This is a genomic window from Chryseobacterium proteolyticum (assembly GCF_046591535.1).
Lineage (GTDB): Bacteria > Bacteroidota > Bacteroidia > Flavobacteriales > Weeksellaceae > Chryseobacterium > Chryseobacterium proteolyticum.
The window spans coordinates 423,753-441,108 of the sequence record NZ_JBJLWK010000002.1 but is presented as its reverse complement, the minus strand read 5'-3'; the positions used below and the strand labels follow the sequence as shown (position 1 = coordinate 441,108).

16 protein-coding genes are annotated in these 17,356 nt (G+C 35.5%); 13 read left to right on the top strand and 3 right to left on the bottom strand.

Annotated features, from left to right (window positions below):
• The first annotated feature begins 37 nt into the window (after window positions 1-37).
• The 7 genes from ACJ5H0_RS07890 to ACJ5H0_RS07860 all read left to right on the top strand — a co-directional run bounded on the left by ACJ5H0_RS07890 (window position 38) and on the right by ACJ5H0_RS07860 (window position 7,911).
• Window positions 38-946: a 1-aminocyclopropane-1-carboxylate deaminase/D-cysteine desulfhydrase gene (locus ACJ5H0_RS07890; protein WP_411248659.1), complete on the top strand. Its 909-nt coding sequence runs from the start codon at window positions 38-40 to the stop codon at window positions 944-946.
• 17 nt (window positions 947-963) lie between these two features.
• Complete coding sequence (locus tag ACJ5H0_RS07885) at window positions 964-2,016, top strand: glucosaminidase domain-containing protein (RefSeq protein WP_172279782.1); 1,053 nt, start codon at window positions 964-966, stop codon at window positions 2,014-2,016.
• Window positions 2,017-2,064: 48 nt separating this feature from the next.
• A complete protein-coding gene (gene hemL, locus ACJ5H0_RS07880; RefSeq protein WP_172279780.1) occupies window positions 2,065-3,348 on the top strand; it encodes a glutamate-1-semialdehyde 2,1-aminomutase in 1,284 nt (427 codons plus the stop codon).
• Window positions 3,349-3,537: 189 nt separating this feature from the next.
• The gene (locus ACJ5H0_RS07875; protein ID WP_411248654.1) at window positions 3,538-4,872 is read left to right on the top strand and encodes an amidohydrolase; all 1,335 of its coding nucleotides are present in this window, start codon (window positions 3,538-3,540) and stop codon (window positions 4,870-4,872) included.
• A gap of 60 nt (window positions 4,873-4,932) precedes the next feature.
• Window positions 4,933-5,778, top strand: a complete 846-nt coding sequence (locus tag ACJ5H0_RS07870) for an AraC family transcriptional regulator (protein WP_345992483.1) — start codon at window positions 4,933-4,935, stop codon at window positions 5,776-5,778.
• 81 nt (window positions 5,779-5,859) lie between these two features.
• Window positions 5,860-7,101: an amidohydrolase gene (locus ACJ5H0_RS07865; protein WP_411248651.1), complete on the top strand. Its 1,242-nt coding sequence runs from the start codon at window positions 5,860-5,862 to the stop codon at window positions 7,099-7,101.
• Between the two features lie 285 nt (window positions 7,102-7,386).
• Complete coding sequence (locus ACJ5H0_RS07860; RefSeq protein ID WP_273648746.1) at window positions 7,387-7,911, top strand: hypothetical protein; 525 nt, start codon at window positions 7,387-7,389, stop codon at window positions 7,909-7,911.
• 197 nt (window positions 7,912-8,108) lie between these two features.
• Here the strand turns inward: ACJ5H0_RS07860 and ACJ5H0_RS07855 are convergent, their stop codons facing one another.
• From ACJ5H0_RS07855 to ACJ5H0_RS07845, 3 genes are read right to left on the bottom strand one after another with little or no spacing between them, the layout of a single operon-like run.
• On the bottom strand, window positions 8,109-9,332 hold the full coding sequence (locus ACJ5H0_RS07855; RefSeq protein WP_172279770.1) for a hypothetical protein: 1,224 nt from the start codon (window positions 9,330-9,332) through the stop codon (window positions 8,109-8,111).
• Between the two features lie 42 nt (window positions 9,333-9,374).
• On the bottom strand, window positions 9,375-9,629 hold the full coding sequence (locus tag ACJ5H0_RS07850; protein WP_411248646.1) for a hypothetical protein: 255 nt from the start codon (window positions 9,627-9,629) through the stop codon (window positions 9,375-9,377).
• Window positions 9,601-11,913 carry a TonB-dependent receptor plug domain-containing protein gene (locus ACJ5H0_RS07845; protein WP_411248643.1) on the bottom strand — a complete coding sequence of 771 codons (2,313 nt, stop codon included), beginning with the start codon at window positions 11,911-11,913 and terminating at the stop codon, window positions 9,601-9,603. Before ACJ5H0_RS07845 ends, ACJ5H0_RS07850 begins: the two co-directional genes overlap by 29 nt.
• 302 nt (window positions 11,914-12,215) lie before the next feature.
• Between ACJ5H0_RS07845 and ACJ5H0_RS07840 the strand changes: the two genes are divergently transcribed.
• From ACJ5H0_RS07840 to ACJ5H0_RS07815, 6 genes are all read left to right on the top strand, one after another.
• A complete protein-coding gene (locus ACJ5H0_RS07840) occupies window positions 12,216-12,893 on the top strand; it encodes a response regulator (protein ID WP_172279766.1) in 678 nt (225 codons plus the stop codon).
• Between the two features lie 45 nt (window positions 12,894-12,938).
• A complete protein-coding gene (locus tag ACJ5H0_RS07835; RefSeq protein ID WP_411248638.1) occupies window positions 12,939-13,970 on the top strand; it encodes a sensor histidine kinase in 1,032 nt (343 codons plus the stop codon).
• A gap of 132 nt (window positions 13,971-14,102) precedes the next feature.
• On the top strand, window positions 14,103-14,699 hold the full coding sequence (locus ACJ5H0_RS07830) for an IS1096 element passenger TnpR family protein (protein WP_172279762.1): 597 nt from the start codon (window positions 14,103-14,105) through the stop codon (window positions 14,697-14,699).
• Between the two features lie 174 nt (window positions 14,700-14,873).
• On the top strand, window positions 14,874-16,220 hold the full coding sequence (locus ACJ5H0_RS07825; protein ID WP_411248634.1) for an alpha-amylase family glycosyl hydrolase: 1,347 nt from the start codon (window positions 14,874-14,876) through the stop codon (window positions 16,218-16,220).
• A gap of 123 nt (window positions 16,221-16,343) precedes the next feature.
• Window positions 16,344-16,784 (top strand): hypothetical protein, encoded by a 441-nt coding sequence (locus ACJ5H0_RS07820; RefSeq protein ID WP_411248632.1) that lies wholly within the window; start codon window positions 16,344-16,346, stop codon window positions 16,782-16,784.
• 3 nt (window positions 16,785-16,787) lie between these two features.
• The gene (locus tag ACJ5H0_RS07815) at window positions 16,788-17,051 is read left to right on the top strand and encodes a hypothetical protein (RefSeq protein WP_411248630.1); all 264 of its coding nucleotides are present in this window, start codon (window positions 16,788-16,790) and stop codon (window positions 17,049-17,051) included.
• Window positions 17,052-17,356 lie beyond the last annotated feature (305 nt).

Here is a 17,356-nt window from a genome sequence, read left to right as displayed (position 1 = left end):
TAATTTTGCCCTTAGTTCAGTCTTACTTTAAAACAAAATGATTTTACAGATTCCTGCAGAGCCTATTCCGATTGATGAAATAAAGATGGATAAGAATATCAGTCTTTTTCTTAAGAGAGAAGATCTTGTCCACCCACTGATTTCCGGGAATAAGTATTGGAAACTTTTTCATAATGTTAATACCTATCTTCAAAAACCAATTGAAAATCCACTCATCATCACTTTTGGCGGTGCTTATTCTAATCATATTTCAGCAGTTTCAGCGGTAGGGAAGTTATCAGGAGTCCGTACAATTGGAATTATAAGAGGCGAAGAACTCTCTAAAAAATGGCGTGATAATCCAACACTTCTCTTTGCATTCAGGAATGGAATGAATCTGAAATTTGTTTCGCGTGAGGAATATCGTAATAAAGAAAAATTATCTGAGTTTTTGCAGCATGAATTTCCGGATGCCCTAATCATTCCCGAAGGAGGTACCAATGAAGATGCCGTTCGTGGCGTGAAAATGATGCTGAATCATGAAACAAAAGATTTTGATTATCTTTGCACCGCAGTTGGAACCGGAGGAACAATTGCCGGGATCTCTAATTTTTGTGAAGATAATCAGCAGGTTATAGGATTTAAGGTGGTTGGTGATTCTTCATTGGAGGATACCATAGCCCAATTAACCTTGAAGAAAAATTATCATCTAATAGATTCTGATTTTGGAGGTTATGGGAAAATAACGGATGAGAATATCCGTTTTATAAATGATTTTAAAGAGAAATACCAGATTCCGCTGGAGCCGATTTATACAGGGAAAATGATGCAGAAGGTTTTTGAACTGATAGATGATGGATATTTTCCTGAGAATAGTAGAATTTTATGCTTCCATACCGGCGGTTTGCAGGGAATTGAAGGCGCAAATTTGCTTTTAGAAAAACAAAATAGAAAATTAATTATATAAAGTAAAAATTGAAAAACATGAAAAGACTTTTCTTACTCGTAAGCCTTTTAGTTTTATCAAAATTCTCAGCTCAGACCTGGGCTACTGAAGACCAATACATCCAGAAATTTGCACAATATGCAGTAGAAGAAATGGAAAAATATAAAATTCCTGCTTCTATTACGCTTGCTCAGGGGCTTCTGGAAACAGGGGGAGGGCAAAGCAGATTGGCTCTGGAAGGGAAAAATCATTTTGGGATAAAATGCAAAGAAGACTGGACAGGGAAAACAATGAAGCATACGGATGATGCTCCGAACGAATGTTTCCGTGTGTATGAAGATCCAAGGCAGTCTTATGAAGATCATTCCATATTCCTTTCAACAAGAAAGTACTACACCAATCTTTTCAAGCTGGATATGAAAGATTACAGAGCATGGGCGTACGGATTAAAAAAAGCAGGATATGCAACCAATCCGCGTTATGCTTCCATTCTGATCGGTAAAATTGAAAGATATAAACTGTATGAGTTTGACAATACCAATTCCAAAGAGGTTCTTTATGCCGTACTAAGCTTATATCCGAACCTTAAGGATGACAGAACTTTCATGGCACAATTAGAACCTTCTAAAGTGGCAAAAAAAGATCCTGTTACGGTGAATGTGCCTTATAAGCAGACTTCTTATGCACAACAGCAGAAAAGGGTGGAAAGAATTAAAACAAAAGCTGAAATCCTTAATTCTATACTGATAAAAAGCCATCCTAATGACGGACTGAAATATATCGTTATTCCTGAGGATACAGATGTAAAATACATTGCCAACAAATTTAAAGTTAGCGAAGGCAGATTGATCAAATGGAACGAATTGGAAGGAACTGCTTTAAAGAAAAATGATATCGTATTTCTTGAATCTAAAAATTCCACAGGAAATACGGCCGTGTATAAAGCCGAGTCTGGTGAAGATATGCACGACATCGCGCAGAAATTCGGGATCAAACTACACAAGCTATACGCAAAAAACAGAATGGATGAAGGACAACAACCTTCGCCTGGACAGTTGATTTATCTGATAGATAAAAAGCCGAGAAATTAAATAATAAAAAAATATATATGCGCCGAGAGGCGCATTTCTTTACGTAACATGAGATATCAAAGAAGTTCAGCTTTATTCAATGAAGCATATCAATACATTCCGGGCGGAGTAAATTCTCCGGTACGGGCATTCAAATCAGTGGGAGGTGTTCCCGTTTTTATGAAGTCTGCAAAAGGTGCATATCTAACAGATGAGGATAACAACACCTATGTGGATTACATTAATTCATGGGGACCCGCTATTCTTGGACACACCCATCCTGAGGTATTGGAAGAACTGAAATTACAGGCAGAAAAAGGTTTTTCCTTTGGTGCTCCTACAGAGCTGGAAACGGAAATTGCAAAATTCATCGTAGAAAATGTTCCGAACATTGATCAGATCAGGATGGTTTCTTCCGGAACTGAAGCTTGTATGAGTGCAATCAGGCTGGCAAGAGGATACACAGGAAGAGATAAGATTGTAAAATTTGAAGGATGCTATCACGGACATTCAGATTCATTTTTAATCAAAGCCGGAAGTGGAGCGGCTACTTTTGGTAACCCAAATTCACCCGGAGTAACTCAGGGAACTGCTAAAGATACTCTTTTGGCCCGCTACAATGATTTTGAGCAGGTAGAAGATCTGTTCCGTCATAACCAGGGAGAAATAGCTGCCGTAATCATAGAACCGGTTGCCGGAAATATGGGATGTGTTTTACCTGAAAATAATTTCCTACAGAATTTAAGAAAAATCTGTGATGAAAATGGAGCTTTATTAATTTTTGATGAGGTAATGACCGGCTTCAGATTAGCTTTTGGCGGTGCTCAGGAGTTGTTCAATGTAAAAGCAGATCTGGTTACCTACGGAAAAGTAATCGGAGGAGGACTTCCTGTAGGAGCCTTTGCGGGAAGAAATGAGATCATGGATCACCTGGCTCCGAAAGGAGGAGTGTATCAGGCTGGAACACTAAGCGGAAATCCTTTAGCTATGAGAGCCGGATTAAAAACACTTCAGCTGATTAAAAATGATCCGAACTTTTTTGAAAGAATTAATAGAACTACGGAAACTTTAGATTTTGAAATTGGAAAAATTTTAAATGAAAAAGGGATTGCTCATAAGATCAACAGAAAAGGTTCTATGATGTCTGTTTTCTTTCATATCAACAGGGTGTCAAACTTTGATGAAGCGCAGGAAGCGAATCATTCTTTGTTCAATAACTTTTTCCATCAAATGCTAACCAATGGAATTTACCTTCCGCCAAGCGGTTATGAAACGTATTTTATCAGTGATGCGATCAAAGAGAAGGAAATCGATATGACGCTGGAAGCTGTAAGGAAATTTGAGTATTCTTAACTCAATAGAAATAAAATAAAAAGGACAGGATTCATCAATCTTGTCCTTTTTGTTTTTAAATACACCAGATACCGGTATACATAAAATTTTCTGCAAAATGAGTTTCACAATAAATTGTACAGACATTGTTATAAACTATACCTGTCCTTCATCTCTGTTCTATTTATTTTTGTAATAAATAGATTGGATATGAACACCTCAGGTAATATAACCCGTAAAGACTTCATTAAAAGCTCTGCCTTGGCAATGGCAGGTTTAACAACATTAACATCAGGAACAATGAATGCTGCAAGCCTGCTTTTTGAAAATGAAACTTTAAGTAATGGAAAACTCAGCTTTAAAAATGTTCGGTTGGAAACCGGCTTTCAATATGAAGAAGGGGAGGTGATTTCTACGCAGACCCATCTGTTTTGTGTTGATATAGAAAATGGAAAAATAAAAAGCATTACTCCAAACCAGCCTAATGCTAAAGCGATTGATGCAAAGGGATTTTTAATGCTGCCTGCATTTAAAGATATGCATATTCATTTAGACAAAACATATTATGGAGATCATTGGCAGGCTGTAAGGAAAAGAACAGGCGGAGTAAAGGGAATGATTGCCCTGGAGCAGAAGATACTTCCGGAAATGTTGAAGAATTCAGCTTTTAAAGCAGAAAAAATGATTGAGCTCTTACAATCTAAAGGAACTTCTTTTGCGCGAAGCCATGTCAATATTGAGCCTACATCCAAACTGGATTCCCTGAAAAACCTTCAAAGAGCATTGGAGAATAAAAAGAAAACATTTGGAGCGGAGTTGGTTGCTTTTCCTCAGCATGGTGTTTTTTATACGGATTCGGTGCCTTATCTTAAAGAAGTAGCTGCTATGGATATTGATTTTATAGGAGGGGTAGATCCTTATACGATTGACGGAGCTATTGAAAAAACAATTGATTTTACAGTTCAGCTTGCCTTGGATCACGACAAAGGAATTGATATTCATTTGCACGAGTCCGGAGAATCCGGCTTAAAAACAGTAGAGTATCTTATTAATAAAGTGAATGAAAACCCATCTCTCAAAGGAAGAACCTATTTGAGCCACTGCTTTGTTTTGGGGAAGCTTGAAAAACCAAAACAGGAAGCAATTGCAGAAAAGCTGGCTGCCGCTAAAATAGGAATTGTTTCTACCATTCCTTTCGGAGGCCTTGTTATGCCGATTCCATTATTGTATCAATATGGTGTAACAGTTCTGACTGGTAATGACAGTATTGTTGATCACTGGAATACTTTCGGCTCAGGAAGCGTATTGCAGAAAGCAAATCTGATGGCGCAATTGTATGGATATTCAACAGAATTTTTACTATCAAGGAGTTTAAAACTGGCAACAGGAAATGTACTTCCGCTGGATGATAATGGAAATCAGCAATGGCCTAAAAAGGGGGATGATGCCAATATGGTGTTTGTAAATGCGAGCTGTTCTGCTGAGGCGGTTTCAAGAATTTCCCTTATCGAATCTCTCGTTCATCAGGGCACGATTGTTTTTTGATAAAGGTTATGATCTATTCTGGCAGAATTTACTTATTTTAGAGAGTAAATTAAAAGCGGAATGAGCCATCAGTCAGATTATTTTCCCGTCTTAGGTATTCATGAATTCAGTGAGGACCAGTCAAAAGGTTGTCATCTGCTGTTTAATGAGTTGCATGGTGAAAGATCAATCGATGAGCCTCATAAGCATGATTTTTTCATTATTAACCTTTTTGAAATAGGTAAAGGTTTTCATACGATTGATTTTGTGGAGTACAAAGTTGAAAATAGTCAGATTCACCTGGTTTTTCCCGGACAGGTCCATCAATGGGTAATAGAGAAAGAGACAATAGGATATCAGCTGATGATCAGCCGTGAGTGGTTTGAGAATTTTCTTCCGGTATTACGGTTTTCAGCATCTTATTATCAGAATCATCCCGTGATTGATGTCTCTGAGGAAATCTTTCAGCAGCTCTTGTACGAATTTAAGGCTATTAAAGATTCTTTAAATAATAAGCCTGTATTTTGGGAACTGATTCAAAAAAGAGGAGAAGTGATTGGTTTGCTGATCAGTAAATCAGTAGAAGGAGCTTTTAATGATTTTGAAATTTTTAATTCCAATCCCGTAATTTCTAAATTTTTGTCATTTATTGACCAATATTTTAAAGAAGAACGTTCAGTTTCTTTTTATGCGGAAAAATTAAATATCTCTGCCAACTATTTAAATATAATATGTAGAAAGAACCTGAACAGATCGGCTTCCTCGTTGATCCAGGATCGCATTTTGCTTGAGGCCAAGCGTCTGTTGAAAGTGTCTGCAATGTCTGTAAAAGATATTGTATATGATCTTGGGTTTTATGATCACGCCAGTTTTTCAAAATTTTTCAAGGCTCAAACCGGAATGACACCTTCACAATTTAAAGAGTAATAATCCGTACAAAGCATCATATAATTGGTACACCTGTTTTAGAGATGGTAGGCATAACTTTGTTATCATAAAATGAGAAGTATGCAGCCAGACTATAAGGTTATTGCCTCCGGAAACTATCTGTTGAAAAACGTCCGCCTGGAAACCGGATTCGATTACGATGAGAAAGACGTTATCAGAACAAAAACGGATTTGTTTTGTGTTGAAATTGAAAAAGGAACAATAAAAAATATCCTACCTGGTGATGCACATTCCGGTGGGATTGATGTAAATGGCAAACTGATGCTCCCTGCATTTAGTGACATGCATATCCATCTGGACAAAACTTTATATGGGCTTCCATGGCAGGCAATATCGCCGAAAAGAAAAACAGTGAAAGACATGATTGCTTATGAACAGGAAATCATTCCTGAGCTTTTAAAGACATCGGTTGAAAGAGGAGGAGAGCTGATCTCTTTATTGCAGTCTTACGGAACCACTTTTGCGAGGACTCATTTTAATATCGATCCTACTTCAGGATTACAATCCCTGGAAAACTTAGAAAAAGCATTAGAATATAAAAAAGATCTTTTCAGCGCTGAACTGGTGGCTTTCCCTCAACATGGATTGTATTATACCGATTCGGCTCACCTGATGAAAGAAGCGGCTGCCTTAAAAAGTGTGAGCTTTATAGGTGGTTTAGACCCTTATTCAATTGATGGGAATATTGAAAAGGTAATTGATTTCACTGTTCAGCTGGCGCTGGATTATGAGAAAGGAATTGATATTCATTTGCATGAAATAGGTGAATCGGGGATGAAAACCATCAGTTATCTGATCGATAAGGTTATTGAAAATCCGATTCTTAAGGAAAAAACTTTCATCAGCCATGCTTTTACCCTGGGGCATTTATCTTCGAAGGAAACAAATGAAATCGCTGAAAGACTTGCGAATGCTAAGGTGGGAATAGCTTCTTCTATTCCTTTTAGAGGAACAATTATGCCTGTTCCAGCGCTCAAAAAATATGGAGTGAATATTCTGGTAGGAAATGATAATGTCCAGGATCACTGGAGCACTTTCGGATCCGGAAATATGCTTCAGAAGGCTAATTTGATTGCTGAGTTATATGGATATGAGACAGAATTTGAACTTTCAAGGACTTTAGGATTTGCGACGAGAAATGTTTTTCCTCTAAATGAAAAAGGAGAAATGCAGTGGCCAAAAGCAGGAGACCAGGCAAATGCTGTCTTTTTAAATGCGAGCTGTTCTGCAGAAGCTGTAGCAAGAGTCCCTAAAATAGAGGGATTACTGATCCAGGATCATTTACTCTGGAAAGAGTTTTAATATAATTTTTTAATACTTGTTTTTGTAACCGGGCACCATTGTAATTTACTTTGGTGTTTTTATTTTATGTTGAAAAAAATACAGTTAAGGTAATTTTAATATTAATTTTACATAAGAATATATGTTTATTATTTAATAATGAAATAAATTCGCATTGTCATTACCGTGTACTTTTGCAGTATACAATACACACCTTACACACAAATATTTTTACGAAAAACTATTTTTTTACTTTCCCAACATTATTACTAATAGGGGGAAAGCCCTTATAAATTACTGTATATTATGAATGAATTAGAAGTAGATTACAAACAAATTCTTTTCTTCTATGCTTTTCTGCGACAAGTGGATTTATCACTTGATAGAAGCAGGTGGACTTCCCTTAAAGAACTCCACGATTACTATCAGGAAAGAATATCCCCTGAACAAATGATTAGCTATCTGAAGATTAAGTTGAATGTTCCCGATGGGGATTTTAACGACTTTCCTGCCCAGGAAGAGACCAGGAACAATAAAGGTAAATTTAAGCTTTTCAACAAAAAAACGACTCTTTCAAAAGAAGAATTGATTCATTTTCATCAGCTGCTAAAATTATTTGATCAATGTCTTAAGTCGGGTGAAGAAAAATACAGCATAGAGACTGAAAGTTTAAGGGTAGACATTGCAAAATTTTACTCCTTACTTCTGGAACCTAAAATTACTAAAAGTGATTTGAAGAAGGTGATTTCCATAGAGCATTATGGACAAAACCGACTGCTCAAGACAAAGGAAATGAAAGAAGTAATTCCAAAAGATTTTTTTACGATCTGATCAACAACGAAACTAATTAACTATGACCAAACTTTACTAATTTAAACATGTTAGGATATATCTTTATGATTTCCTATAAAACGGTATAATATAAAAGGGTATTGAAGATTTCAATGCCTTTTTTGTGTAATAAATTAAAAAAGCCATCAGAAAACTCTCTGATGGCTTTTAATGTGATATGAGAAACTATTACTTGCTTATTGTAATCCAGCTAAAAGGTTAACACCATCTACGGTAGCCCAAGCTCCTGGTACCAATGTAACTTTTGTAACTGTTGTTGCGTTTGTGAAAGTTTTTCCACCGTTTGGATTATATGCATATCCCCAAACTCCTGCATTGTCAGAGTTTAAATAGGTAAGAGGTTCTACTTTTACTTTATTATTGTTTACCTGACTGTTTTCCGTAGCAGCATCCTGAATAAGAACAGCATACGCTTTTTGGTTACCAATGTTCTTATATCCGCTGATATATACATTTGAGAATATTCCTGTTCCGTGTTTTTTAAACTGGATTGCAGAAATTTCCGGAGAATTAGCTGCTTCAGGATTAGTATTTGCATCTCTAATTAATGTAATATTTGAAATTTTTGGAGCAACATTATCTATGTTACTGGAAGCTTCTATTTCCATTCCAAAGTTTCCTGTTCCTGTCTGAAAAGCATACCAATTGGTATTGTTTTGACCACTCCATGCATCTTGCCAGTCAAATGAATCATCGAAGTTGCCATAAGAAACAATATTTTTAGCACTTACAGTCCCTCCGAAGAATTCATACCCGTCATCTGTTCCTTTGTAAGTTACAAGATTTTCTAAGGTAGTACCTGCTCCTACAGCGTAGAAAGTCATTGAATTGGTTTCTGAAGTACCATCACCGATTTTCTTTCCAGCGTACTCAACACGAACAAATTTCATAGTTCCGGAATTTGAATTCGCATCACTTCCTCCATAATAAACATTATTTCCGTCTTCAGAAAGTGCCTGAGTATTTCCGTTTACTGCTTTAATAGGTGCATTTCCATATAATGTAATTCCACCCCAATCACCCGGAGTCTTTGTTGAAGTAGTGAATACAATTGGTTCAGAAGCTGTTCCAACTGCATTTATTTTACCATCCTGAAGAACAACTAAACCACTTGTTTTTGTAGTTACAACATTGAATGTAGCTCCTGCTTCAATTGTGATGGTAGCATTGTTAGTTATTTTTACAATTCCATCTAATGTATAATTTCCTTTTTTAATTAAAAGGTCTTTTGTTATAGTTCCTGATAAAGTTCCGCTTCCGCTTAGAACACTTTCAGTAGTTCCTGGAGTTGTAACCGTATTTCCTTCTCCTAAGCCATCATTTACATCAATAGTACATGAATTTAAGGCTAATGTTAACACCACTGTTAACGATAATAATGATAAAACTCTTCTTTTCATTTTTATACTTATTTTTATTCTTTCTTTATAAATTAAATTGGTTTAGAATGTGTAACCAACCGTAAGGTTGAATGTAACACCTCTGTAATAATCTGTAAGGACATTGCTTCCGTCCTCTACTCTTAGAGGTAAATAGCTTTTGTCTTCTCCCAACAGGATTCTATATTTACTGTCAAGAATATTTTGAACAGCAAACTTCACATTCCAGTTTTTAGTGAGTTGTCCTTGATAAACGAAATCTACCTGATGGAAAGGTTTTTCATAATAATTATCTGTACCTGTTCCCCCCCGTTGCATAGATTTTACTTCCTGAAACATTATATACAAGGGAGAATGTTTGAGCCAGATTATTACGGTTCTTTATTTCGTATTTTAAATCTGCGTTGATTGTATAAGGAGCTGCACCTTGTAAACCTCTTTTATGAAGTGTTTCCCCGGTATTTTTAAACCAGGTTGGTTGTTCCATGTTTAATTGTTCTTGGCTTCTCTCAACATTTGAATGCATAATAGTAGCATTAGCACCTAGTGTGAAGTTTTTAAGGGCTTCAGAGATTCTGTTTAAGCTTAAAATTCCTTCCAGTTCTACACCGTATAATTCAGCTTTTTTTGCATTAAAGAATGTAATTGTAGAACCCGTTGCGTCTGCCGATGCTGTTAGAGAACGTTCAATTGCGTTATCAATTCTTTTTGCAAATAAGTTCACCGCAAACATCTCTTTTGTACTTGGGTAATATTCCCATTTTACATCAAAATTGTAGTTCTCACTATTTTTGATATTTTGATTTCCTACAATATTTACATTATCAGGACTAATATACTTAATAGGCATTGTCTCAATAAGGATAGGACGTGTAACGGTCTTACTAAAAGCAAATCTTAAATTATGTTTATTGTTAAGTGCTTTTTTTATTGCTAACGATGGTAAAAAGAAATCCTTATTTTTCTCAAGGTTATTCTTTTTAGCCGCACCTTGATCAGAATAACGGATAAGCGTCATATCATTTTCATATCTTGCCCCCAATAAAACATCCCAAGAGTCGGTGGGTTTAAAATTAACGTTGGCATAACCTCCGTTGATAATCTGATAAAAACTCGAAAAGAACTGGGAAACATCAGAACCTTCCTGATAGAATAAATCTCCATTTCTTATCGATGTATCAAATGTATCTTGTGGGGTATCAATGTTAACAACGAACGGAGCCAAAGATGGATTAGAGGTACGTCCAAACAAGAATCTATAAGAAGTTTTTCTGAAATCCGAGAATCCATTATAACCTACTGCTATCTGTATAGGATAATCTTTTCGATCCCCTTTTTCTCCTAAAGACAACTGGTATTCTGCAAATGCTGAACCGTAGAATCTAGAGTCTACATCTAAATATTGACGGATAAGGTTATTTCCACCATAACGCATTTGAATCATGTTTTCAGGAAGAATAGCTCCTGTCTTCGGGTCCGTACGGTTACCATCAATAATTTTTCTATCCGGTTGACTATAGTTATTAATGACATAACTTGCCCCGGCTTTTACCTGATGTCTATCGGTGATTTTTTGTGAAGCTGTTAATTGTAGATCCAAAAATCTTGAAACATCCAATTGATTGGTTCTAAAGAAACCAGATTTTTTATTTTGAACTAAATTGTCTTTATATCCGAAATTATCTTCAATTATATTATTGGTGTTTTGTAGATAAATTGCATTAAGATTAACAACAGTTCCTTTATTTTTATATCCAAGACCTAGCAATGCCGAAGATTCTGTTTCGTAATTGTATTGTTTACGATTAAGAAAGTTCATATTATCAATGAAAGAATCTTTACCTTGTGATCTGAATTGGTTATTAGCTCCTTCTTTATATTCAAATTTAGTTCCCTGGTTTAACGAGAATAAAATTCCTAAATTTCCAGATCCCATTTTTACCTTTTGAGCAGTTGTAAAACCAATACTGGTATTTGGTAATGCTTTTACGTTGTCTACATTCCAGGAATCTTTAAAAGAGTTTAGAGATTCATTAGCAGAAAACCTGTAGTTGTTTGGCCTTGAATTTCTGATTTCGCCAGGTAATCGTCTATCTCTTGAATTTAAACCTAAGTATCCATTCATTCCATCTGCACCCTCAGCTACCTTAAAATTGTCCCTGAAAGTACTTAGTGTATTTACCCCAACACTAAATTCAATTTTCGAAAAGGGCTTATCAATCGTTAAAGTTTCGATATCAAAAGTAGCTCCGGCAAAATCTCCGTAAAGGTTAGAATTGAATGTTTTGTAGATATTGAGTTTACCCACAACGTCGGTAGGGAATTGCTTTAATGCAATGATTTTTTGGAACGGGTTATTGGAAGGAGAGCCAAGACCGTTAATTAAAAGATAATTATATCTTTCCTCCAGACCTCTTACGAAAAGCCCTCGTCCTTCCACTGTAGTAATTCCGGTTACCTTTGTAAGGCCTTGTTCTACGTTAGAAATTCCCTTTCTGGAAATTTCCTCAGCACTTACAGCCTGCTTCTGGATAATTGCTTTTTTCTGTTCTCCTAATACAGCAGTTTCAGTTTTTTTTATTGCTACTTCCCTGGATGACAACACCTTCGATTTTCTTCTCTTTCTTGATGGTGTCCTGCCTGGTATCTTGAGCGTAAAACGCAGTCGATGAGGCGGTTAAAAAGATAACCGCTATACTAGCTTTTCTAAAATTCATTTTATTTTTACTATATTCTTTCGGTGCAAAGGAATAAAAGTTTATCGGTCTTAATGGTTTATTAAAATTTAATTTTTCCTTAACTAAACATTAACAAAACAATATAATTGTTAACTTTATATGAACGATGGATGATTTGTTATTCTATGGTACAAAAATTATTAACTTTGACACGTAAAAATTGAAAATGAACCAAAAGAAAATACTCTTAATAGACGATGAACTCGATATTTTAGAGATTCTGTCTTACAATTTAGAAAAGGAAGGCTACGACATTTATACCGCTACCAATGGTAACGAAGGGATAGAAAAAGCCAAAGAAATTGTTCCGGATCTAATTTTACTAGACGTAATGATGCCTGAAAAAGATGGTATCGAAACTTGTCAGGAACTTCGAAAGGTAAAGGAACTTCAAAAATCATTGATTGTATTCCTTTCTGCAAGAAGTGAAGAGTTTTCTCAGTTAGCAGGTTTCCAGGCCGGAGCCAATGATTATATTGTAAAGCTGATCAAACCGAAAATCCTTATTTCTAAAGTAAATGCCTTATTACAGCTAACATCTCAGGTGTCAGACAATGCTAAGCTAATTGAAATTGGAGACTTGATTATTGATAAAGATAACTTCAGGGTTTCTAAAAGCGGGCAGCAGTTTTTACTTCCTAAGAAAGAATTTGATCTGCTGTATCTTTTAGCCTCCAATACGGAAAAAGTTTTCAAGAGAGAAGAAATTCTTGAGAAAGTCTGGGGAAATGATGTGATTGTAGGAGAAAGAACCATTGATGTTCATATCAGAAGATTAAGAGAGAAATTAGGAATTAATACCATTCAGACTTTAAAAGGAATAGGGTATAAACTGATCGTTTAATCGAAATAGCCTACCTTTACCTTATAACCATAAAAATTTGTAAAATTGAAATTTTACAGGCTTACTCTTGTAGCATCATGTCTTATCACATTGGTGATGTTTCTATTGGTGATCATCTTTGATTCGCTGAAGGATATTTATTATAAAACACCATTTTTTAAAATAGGGCTGATCGTATGTCTCGTTGTTATATTTATTGTGAACTACCTCGTTCTTGAGCTGCTGTTCAATTACTATGGTAAAAAACAGGTTCGTGGGCTTTCCCAGCTCCTGCCACAGGAAATTGTAAATACCAATGACGAGAATATTACCATTAAAGAATTAGGAGAGCGATTTTCAGATCTCAATCAGCAAAAAGTTTCTGAGATTGATATGATGAAGGAAATGGAAAGCTATCGTAAAGAATACATAGGAAATGTTTCTCATGAGCTTAAGACTCCATTGTTTTCAATTCAGGGATATGTAGAAACGTTGAGGGATGGGGGAGTAGATAACCTGACCATTCGCGATAAATATCTTGAAAGAATAGATATATCCGTAGAAAGACTGATTGCTATTGTTACCGATCTGGATATGATCAACAGGCTTGAGGCCGGAGAGATCAATCTTACGGTTTCGAGATTTGATGTTAATCTCTTAATCAAAGAAGTTTTTGACCTGCTTGATCTTGAAGCAGAAAAGCACAATACTACATTACAAATTCAGACACTGCATCCCCAGATCTTTGTGGAAGCTGATAAGCAAAAAATCTCACAGGTTTTTATCAATTTGATCTCTAATGCTATTCACTATGCTAACAGGCAGGAAGCAAAGGTTGTAGTGAAAACCAGCGTCCTTAAGAATAAAGTTTTAATTGAAGTTATCGATAACGGTATGGGAATCAAGTCAGAAATTCTTCCGAGGATATTTGAGCGGTTTTACCGTGTAGAAACCAGCCGGAATCGTAGAGAAGGAGGCTCCGGATTAGGTTTGGCTATTGTAAAGCATATTCTGGAAGCTCATAAAGAAAATATTACAGTTGAAAGCGTGTACCTTGAAGGTACAAAATTCAGTTTTATGCTTGAAAAAAGTAAATAATCTGGCAAAATGTAAGGAAAAAAAATATTTTAAAAAATCTTGAAATATTTTTTTGTGACATGTCATTTATTATATATTTGCAACAGAAATTTATCATAATAAATAAAGGCAAAAAGTAATTTAAAGACTGATATGGTTTACAAGATCCGCGTAATATTAGATGCGAAAGAAGATATTTTCCGTGATATCGAAGTGAAGGGAAAACAGACACTATGGAATTTACATCTGGGAATTAAGAGTGCGTTCAGCTTGCAGGGAGATGAACTTTCCACTTTTAATTTATTGGAAGAAGATGGTACGATAGTAAAAAGTGTTCCATTAGAAGATATGAGTGATGACGGTGATGGGGAAATTATGTCAGATGTTTATATTGATGAAGCTTTTGCAAGTGTAGGAAATAAAGCTCAGTTTCAATATGGACTTCTGGATCTTTGGGAATTCTTCTGTGAATTAATTGAAGTAATCGAGGAAACCAAAGGAGTTAATTATCCTATAACAGTATACAGATTTGGAAACGTTCCGTTAAAAGCTCCAAGCAAGAGCGGAAACGGGGGTGGATCTAAAAAGAAATCTGCAATGCCTCTTATCGATGATGAATTTAATTTTGATGACGATTTCGAAAGCGGAGGGAATTTTTCCGATGAAGACGACAGTTTTGATGATGAGGAAGAAGAAGACTACAATGACGATGTATTCGATGAAGATGATGACAACGATGACGAAAGATAATTGGTAACACAATAAAAAATATAGAGCCCTGGATTGATGTCCGGGGCTTTTTTGTAAATTATGCCAGGCGGAAATGCCGAAAAGCTAGAAGTAAATTTGCTTTTAGCCCTTTTCCGTTCTATCTTTCCTCTTTTAATCATAAAACAATCCTTACTTTTGTTAAAACCGGAATTAATGAAAAAATTAATTTTTTTGGCAATTATTGGCTTGGGAATTGTTTCCTGTGCTGTACAAAATACAAATAAGACTATGGATTTATCTAAAGATTGGAAACACTCTGCAAATATTTATGAAGTCAATGTAAGGCAATATACACAAGAAGGGACTTTTAGAGCTTTTGAAAAAGAGATGCCCCGTTTAAAGTCTATGGGAATAAAAGTTCTTTGGTTTATGCCGGTTACGCCGATTGCTCAGCAAAATAAAAAAGGAAGCCTGGGAAGTCCATATGCTGCTGCAGATTATACTTCTGTTAATCCTGAATTTGGGACACTTGATGATTTTAAGCACATGGTAAATGAAGCCCACAGATTAGGAGTTAAGGTAATCATCGACTGGGTGGCGAACCATACCGGTTGGGACCATGTCTGGACAAAAACACATCCTGAATTTTATTTAAAAGATCCGGATGGAAAATTCCATATTGCATCGGGAATGGATGATATTATCGAACTTGATTATAAGAATCAGGAGATGCGTAAGGAAATGATTGATGCAATGAAGTTCTGGGTTAAAGAAACTAATATTGATGGTTTCAGGTGCGATCTTGCTTCATGGGTTGAGGTTGATTTCTGGCAGCAGGCCCGTCCTGAGGTAGAGACCCTAAAGCCTCTTTTCTGGTTAGGCGAATTTGACGAATTGGAGAATCCAGAATACGGGAAAATTTTTGACGCAAGTTACTCGTGGACCTGGATGCATAAATCTGAAGATTATTATAAAAAGAACCTGTCATTACAAGATCTGAAAGATTTATTATTGAAATATTCCAACATTGGAGATGCTTCAATGAGAGCATGGTTCACGACCAATCATGATGAAAACTCATGGAACGGGACAGAATATGAAAAGTATGGTGTCATCACAAAGCCTATGGCTGTTTTTTCAGCGACCTGGAATGGAGTTCCGTTGTTATATTCCGGACAGGAATTACCTAATATGAAACGATTGGAATTCTTTGAAAAAGATCCTATTGAGTGGACTGCCAATTATCAGGTGGCAGATTTTTATAAGACCTTACTGGCTTTGAAATCTTCAAATCCGGCATTAAGAGGGGGAGACACTCATGTAACAACTTATCTTTTAAATACAACGGCCAATGACAAAATTTTAGCGTATGTCAGGAAAAATGGTAAAGATGAAGTTCTTGTTGTATTGAATATGTCTAAAGAAGATGTAAGTTTCAGCATCCAAGATGAAAATCTGTCCGGAGCTTTCCGAAATGTTTTTGATGGTACAAAAAGGGATTTTACCACAGGGAAAGATTTTAATTTTAAAGTTTCTGATTATGTGGTTTTTGAAAAATGAAGACCAGAGCCTCTTAGATTCTGGCTTAAAATCTAAGAACATTTTTATTATATTTAAAAAAATTATACTTACAGAGGCGGGCCAAGGCCCGCTTTTTAATTCGGATAACGGCATTTAAATGATATGAATAAAGAAGGACTACTATATATTATTAAGGAAAAACTTTCAGAAAGAGTACAAAAATTTGAATTACTGATTGCGGAAACCCGCGCTTCAAATAATGATACTAAAAGCTCCATGGGAGATAAATATGAAACTGGCCGTGAGATGTTGCAACAGGAAATTAATCATCTTCAAAGGCAGCTCAATGAAGTGTTTAATCAACAGGCTCTGATTCAAAAAATAGTCCCGGAACCATCTTTTAAAGTACAAAATGGAGCATTAATAAAAACGAATAAGGGATTGTTTTATGTTTCGGTTTCAATTGGAGAAATTACCTTTGAAAATCAGAAGATCATGACCGTTTCTGCTGAATCTCCATTAGTAAAAGCAATGTTTGGCAAGAAAATAGCAGAGAAGTTTGAGATCAATAATGTTCATCAAACGATTGAAAATATCTGGTAAGCTATGAAACTAAAATACATTCTGTTCGTCTTTTTATTCCTGATATCAAATTCTTTATTGCTGGCTCAGGTAAGAGCTAATATTTCTGGGAAATCCTACGATCTCATATCTGTGGATATTACAATGGGGGATATAATTATTACCATTAATAATGACGGATCAATTGCAGGATTTAACTCCATTTCAAATGGGAATATCGACTATTATGATGATCAATATTTCGACCGGGAGAAAATGGGAAAAATAAAAAAAAATAGGAAATTCTAAAGTTGACTATTATGATCAGTTTGATATAGATAAAGATGGCAAAGTAAAAAATATTGGAGATATTGCTATAGATTACTGGGATCGTTTTGATCAGGAAAAGAACGGAAAGGTAAAAAAGATAGGAAATCTGTCTATAGATTATTGGGATCATGATATTATAGATGATAGTAAGTTTGGAAAATTAAAGTCGATTGGAGATATATCAATAGACTTTGGTGGAAAAGAAACTATAGATCAGAGTAAGTATAAAAAACTTATAAAATTTGGAAATGTCACTCTGGATTATTGGAATGATACCATAATGG

What these genes read in the sequence shown, in the direction of transcription:
- ACJ5H0_RS07825 (WP_411248634.1), top strand. Translation starts at nt 14,874, where the DNA reads ATGAAAAAATTAATTTTTTTGGCAATTATTGGCTTGGGAATTGTTTCC.
- ACJ5H0_RS07870 (WP_345992483.1), top strand. Translation starts at nt 4,933, where the DNA reads ATGAGCCATCAGTCAGATTATTTTCCCGTCTTAGGTATTCATGAATTC.
- ACJ5H0_RS07855 (WP_172279770.1), bottom strand. Translation starts at nt 9,332, where the DNA reads ATGAAAAGAAGAGTTTTATCATTATTATCGTTAACAGTGGTGTTAACA.
- ACJ5H0_RS07875 (WP_411248654.1), top strand. Translation starts at nt 3,538, where the DNA reads ATGAACACCTCAGGTAATATAACCCGTAAAGACTTCATTAAAAGCTCT.
- ACJ5H0_RS07820 (WP_411248632.1), top strand. Translation starts at nt 16,344, where the DNA reads ATGAATAAAGAAGGACTACTATATATTATTAAGGAAAAACTTTCAGAA.
- ACJ5H0_RS07890 (WP_411248659.1), top strand. Translation starts at nt 38, where the DNA reads ATGATTTTACAGATTCCTGCAGAGCCTATTCCGATTGATGAAATAAAG.
- ACJ5H0_RS07840 (WP_172279766.1), top strand. Translation starts at nt 12,216, where the DNA reads ATGAACCAAAAGAAAATACTCTTAATAGACGATGAACTCGATATTTTA.
- ACJ5H0_RS07860 (WP_273648746.1), top strand. Translation starts at nt 7,387, where the DNA reads ATGAATGAATTAGAAGTAGATTACAAACAAATTCTTTTCTTCTATGCT.
- ACJ5H0_RS07850 (WP_411248646.1), bottom strand. Translation starts at nt 9,629, where the DNA reads ATGCAACGGGGGGGAACAGGTACAGATAATTATTATGAAAAACCTTTC.
- hemL (WP_172279780.1), top strand. Translation starts at nt 2,065, where the DNA reads ATGAGATATCAAAGAAGTTCAGCTTTATTCAATGAAGCATATCAATAC.
- ACJ5H0_RS07830 (WP_172279762.1), top strand. Translation starts at nt 14,103, where the DNA reads ATGGTTTACAAGATCCGCGTAATATTAGATGCGAAAGAAGATATTTTC.
- ACJ5H0_RS07885 (WP_172279782.1), top strand. Translation starts at nt 964, where the DNA reads ATGAAAAGACTTTTCTTACTCGTAAGCCTTTTAGTTTTATCAAAATTC.
- ACJ5H0_RS07815 (WP_411248630.1), top strand. Translation starts at nt 16,788, where the DNA reads ATGAAACTAAAATACATTCTGTTCGTCTTTTTATTCCTGATATCAAAT.
- ACJ5H0_RS07865 (WP_411248651.1), top strand. Translation starts at nt 5,860, where the DNA reads ATGCAGCCAGACTATAAGGTTATTGCCTCCGGAAACTATCTGTTGAAA.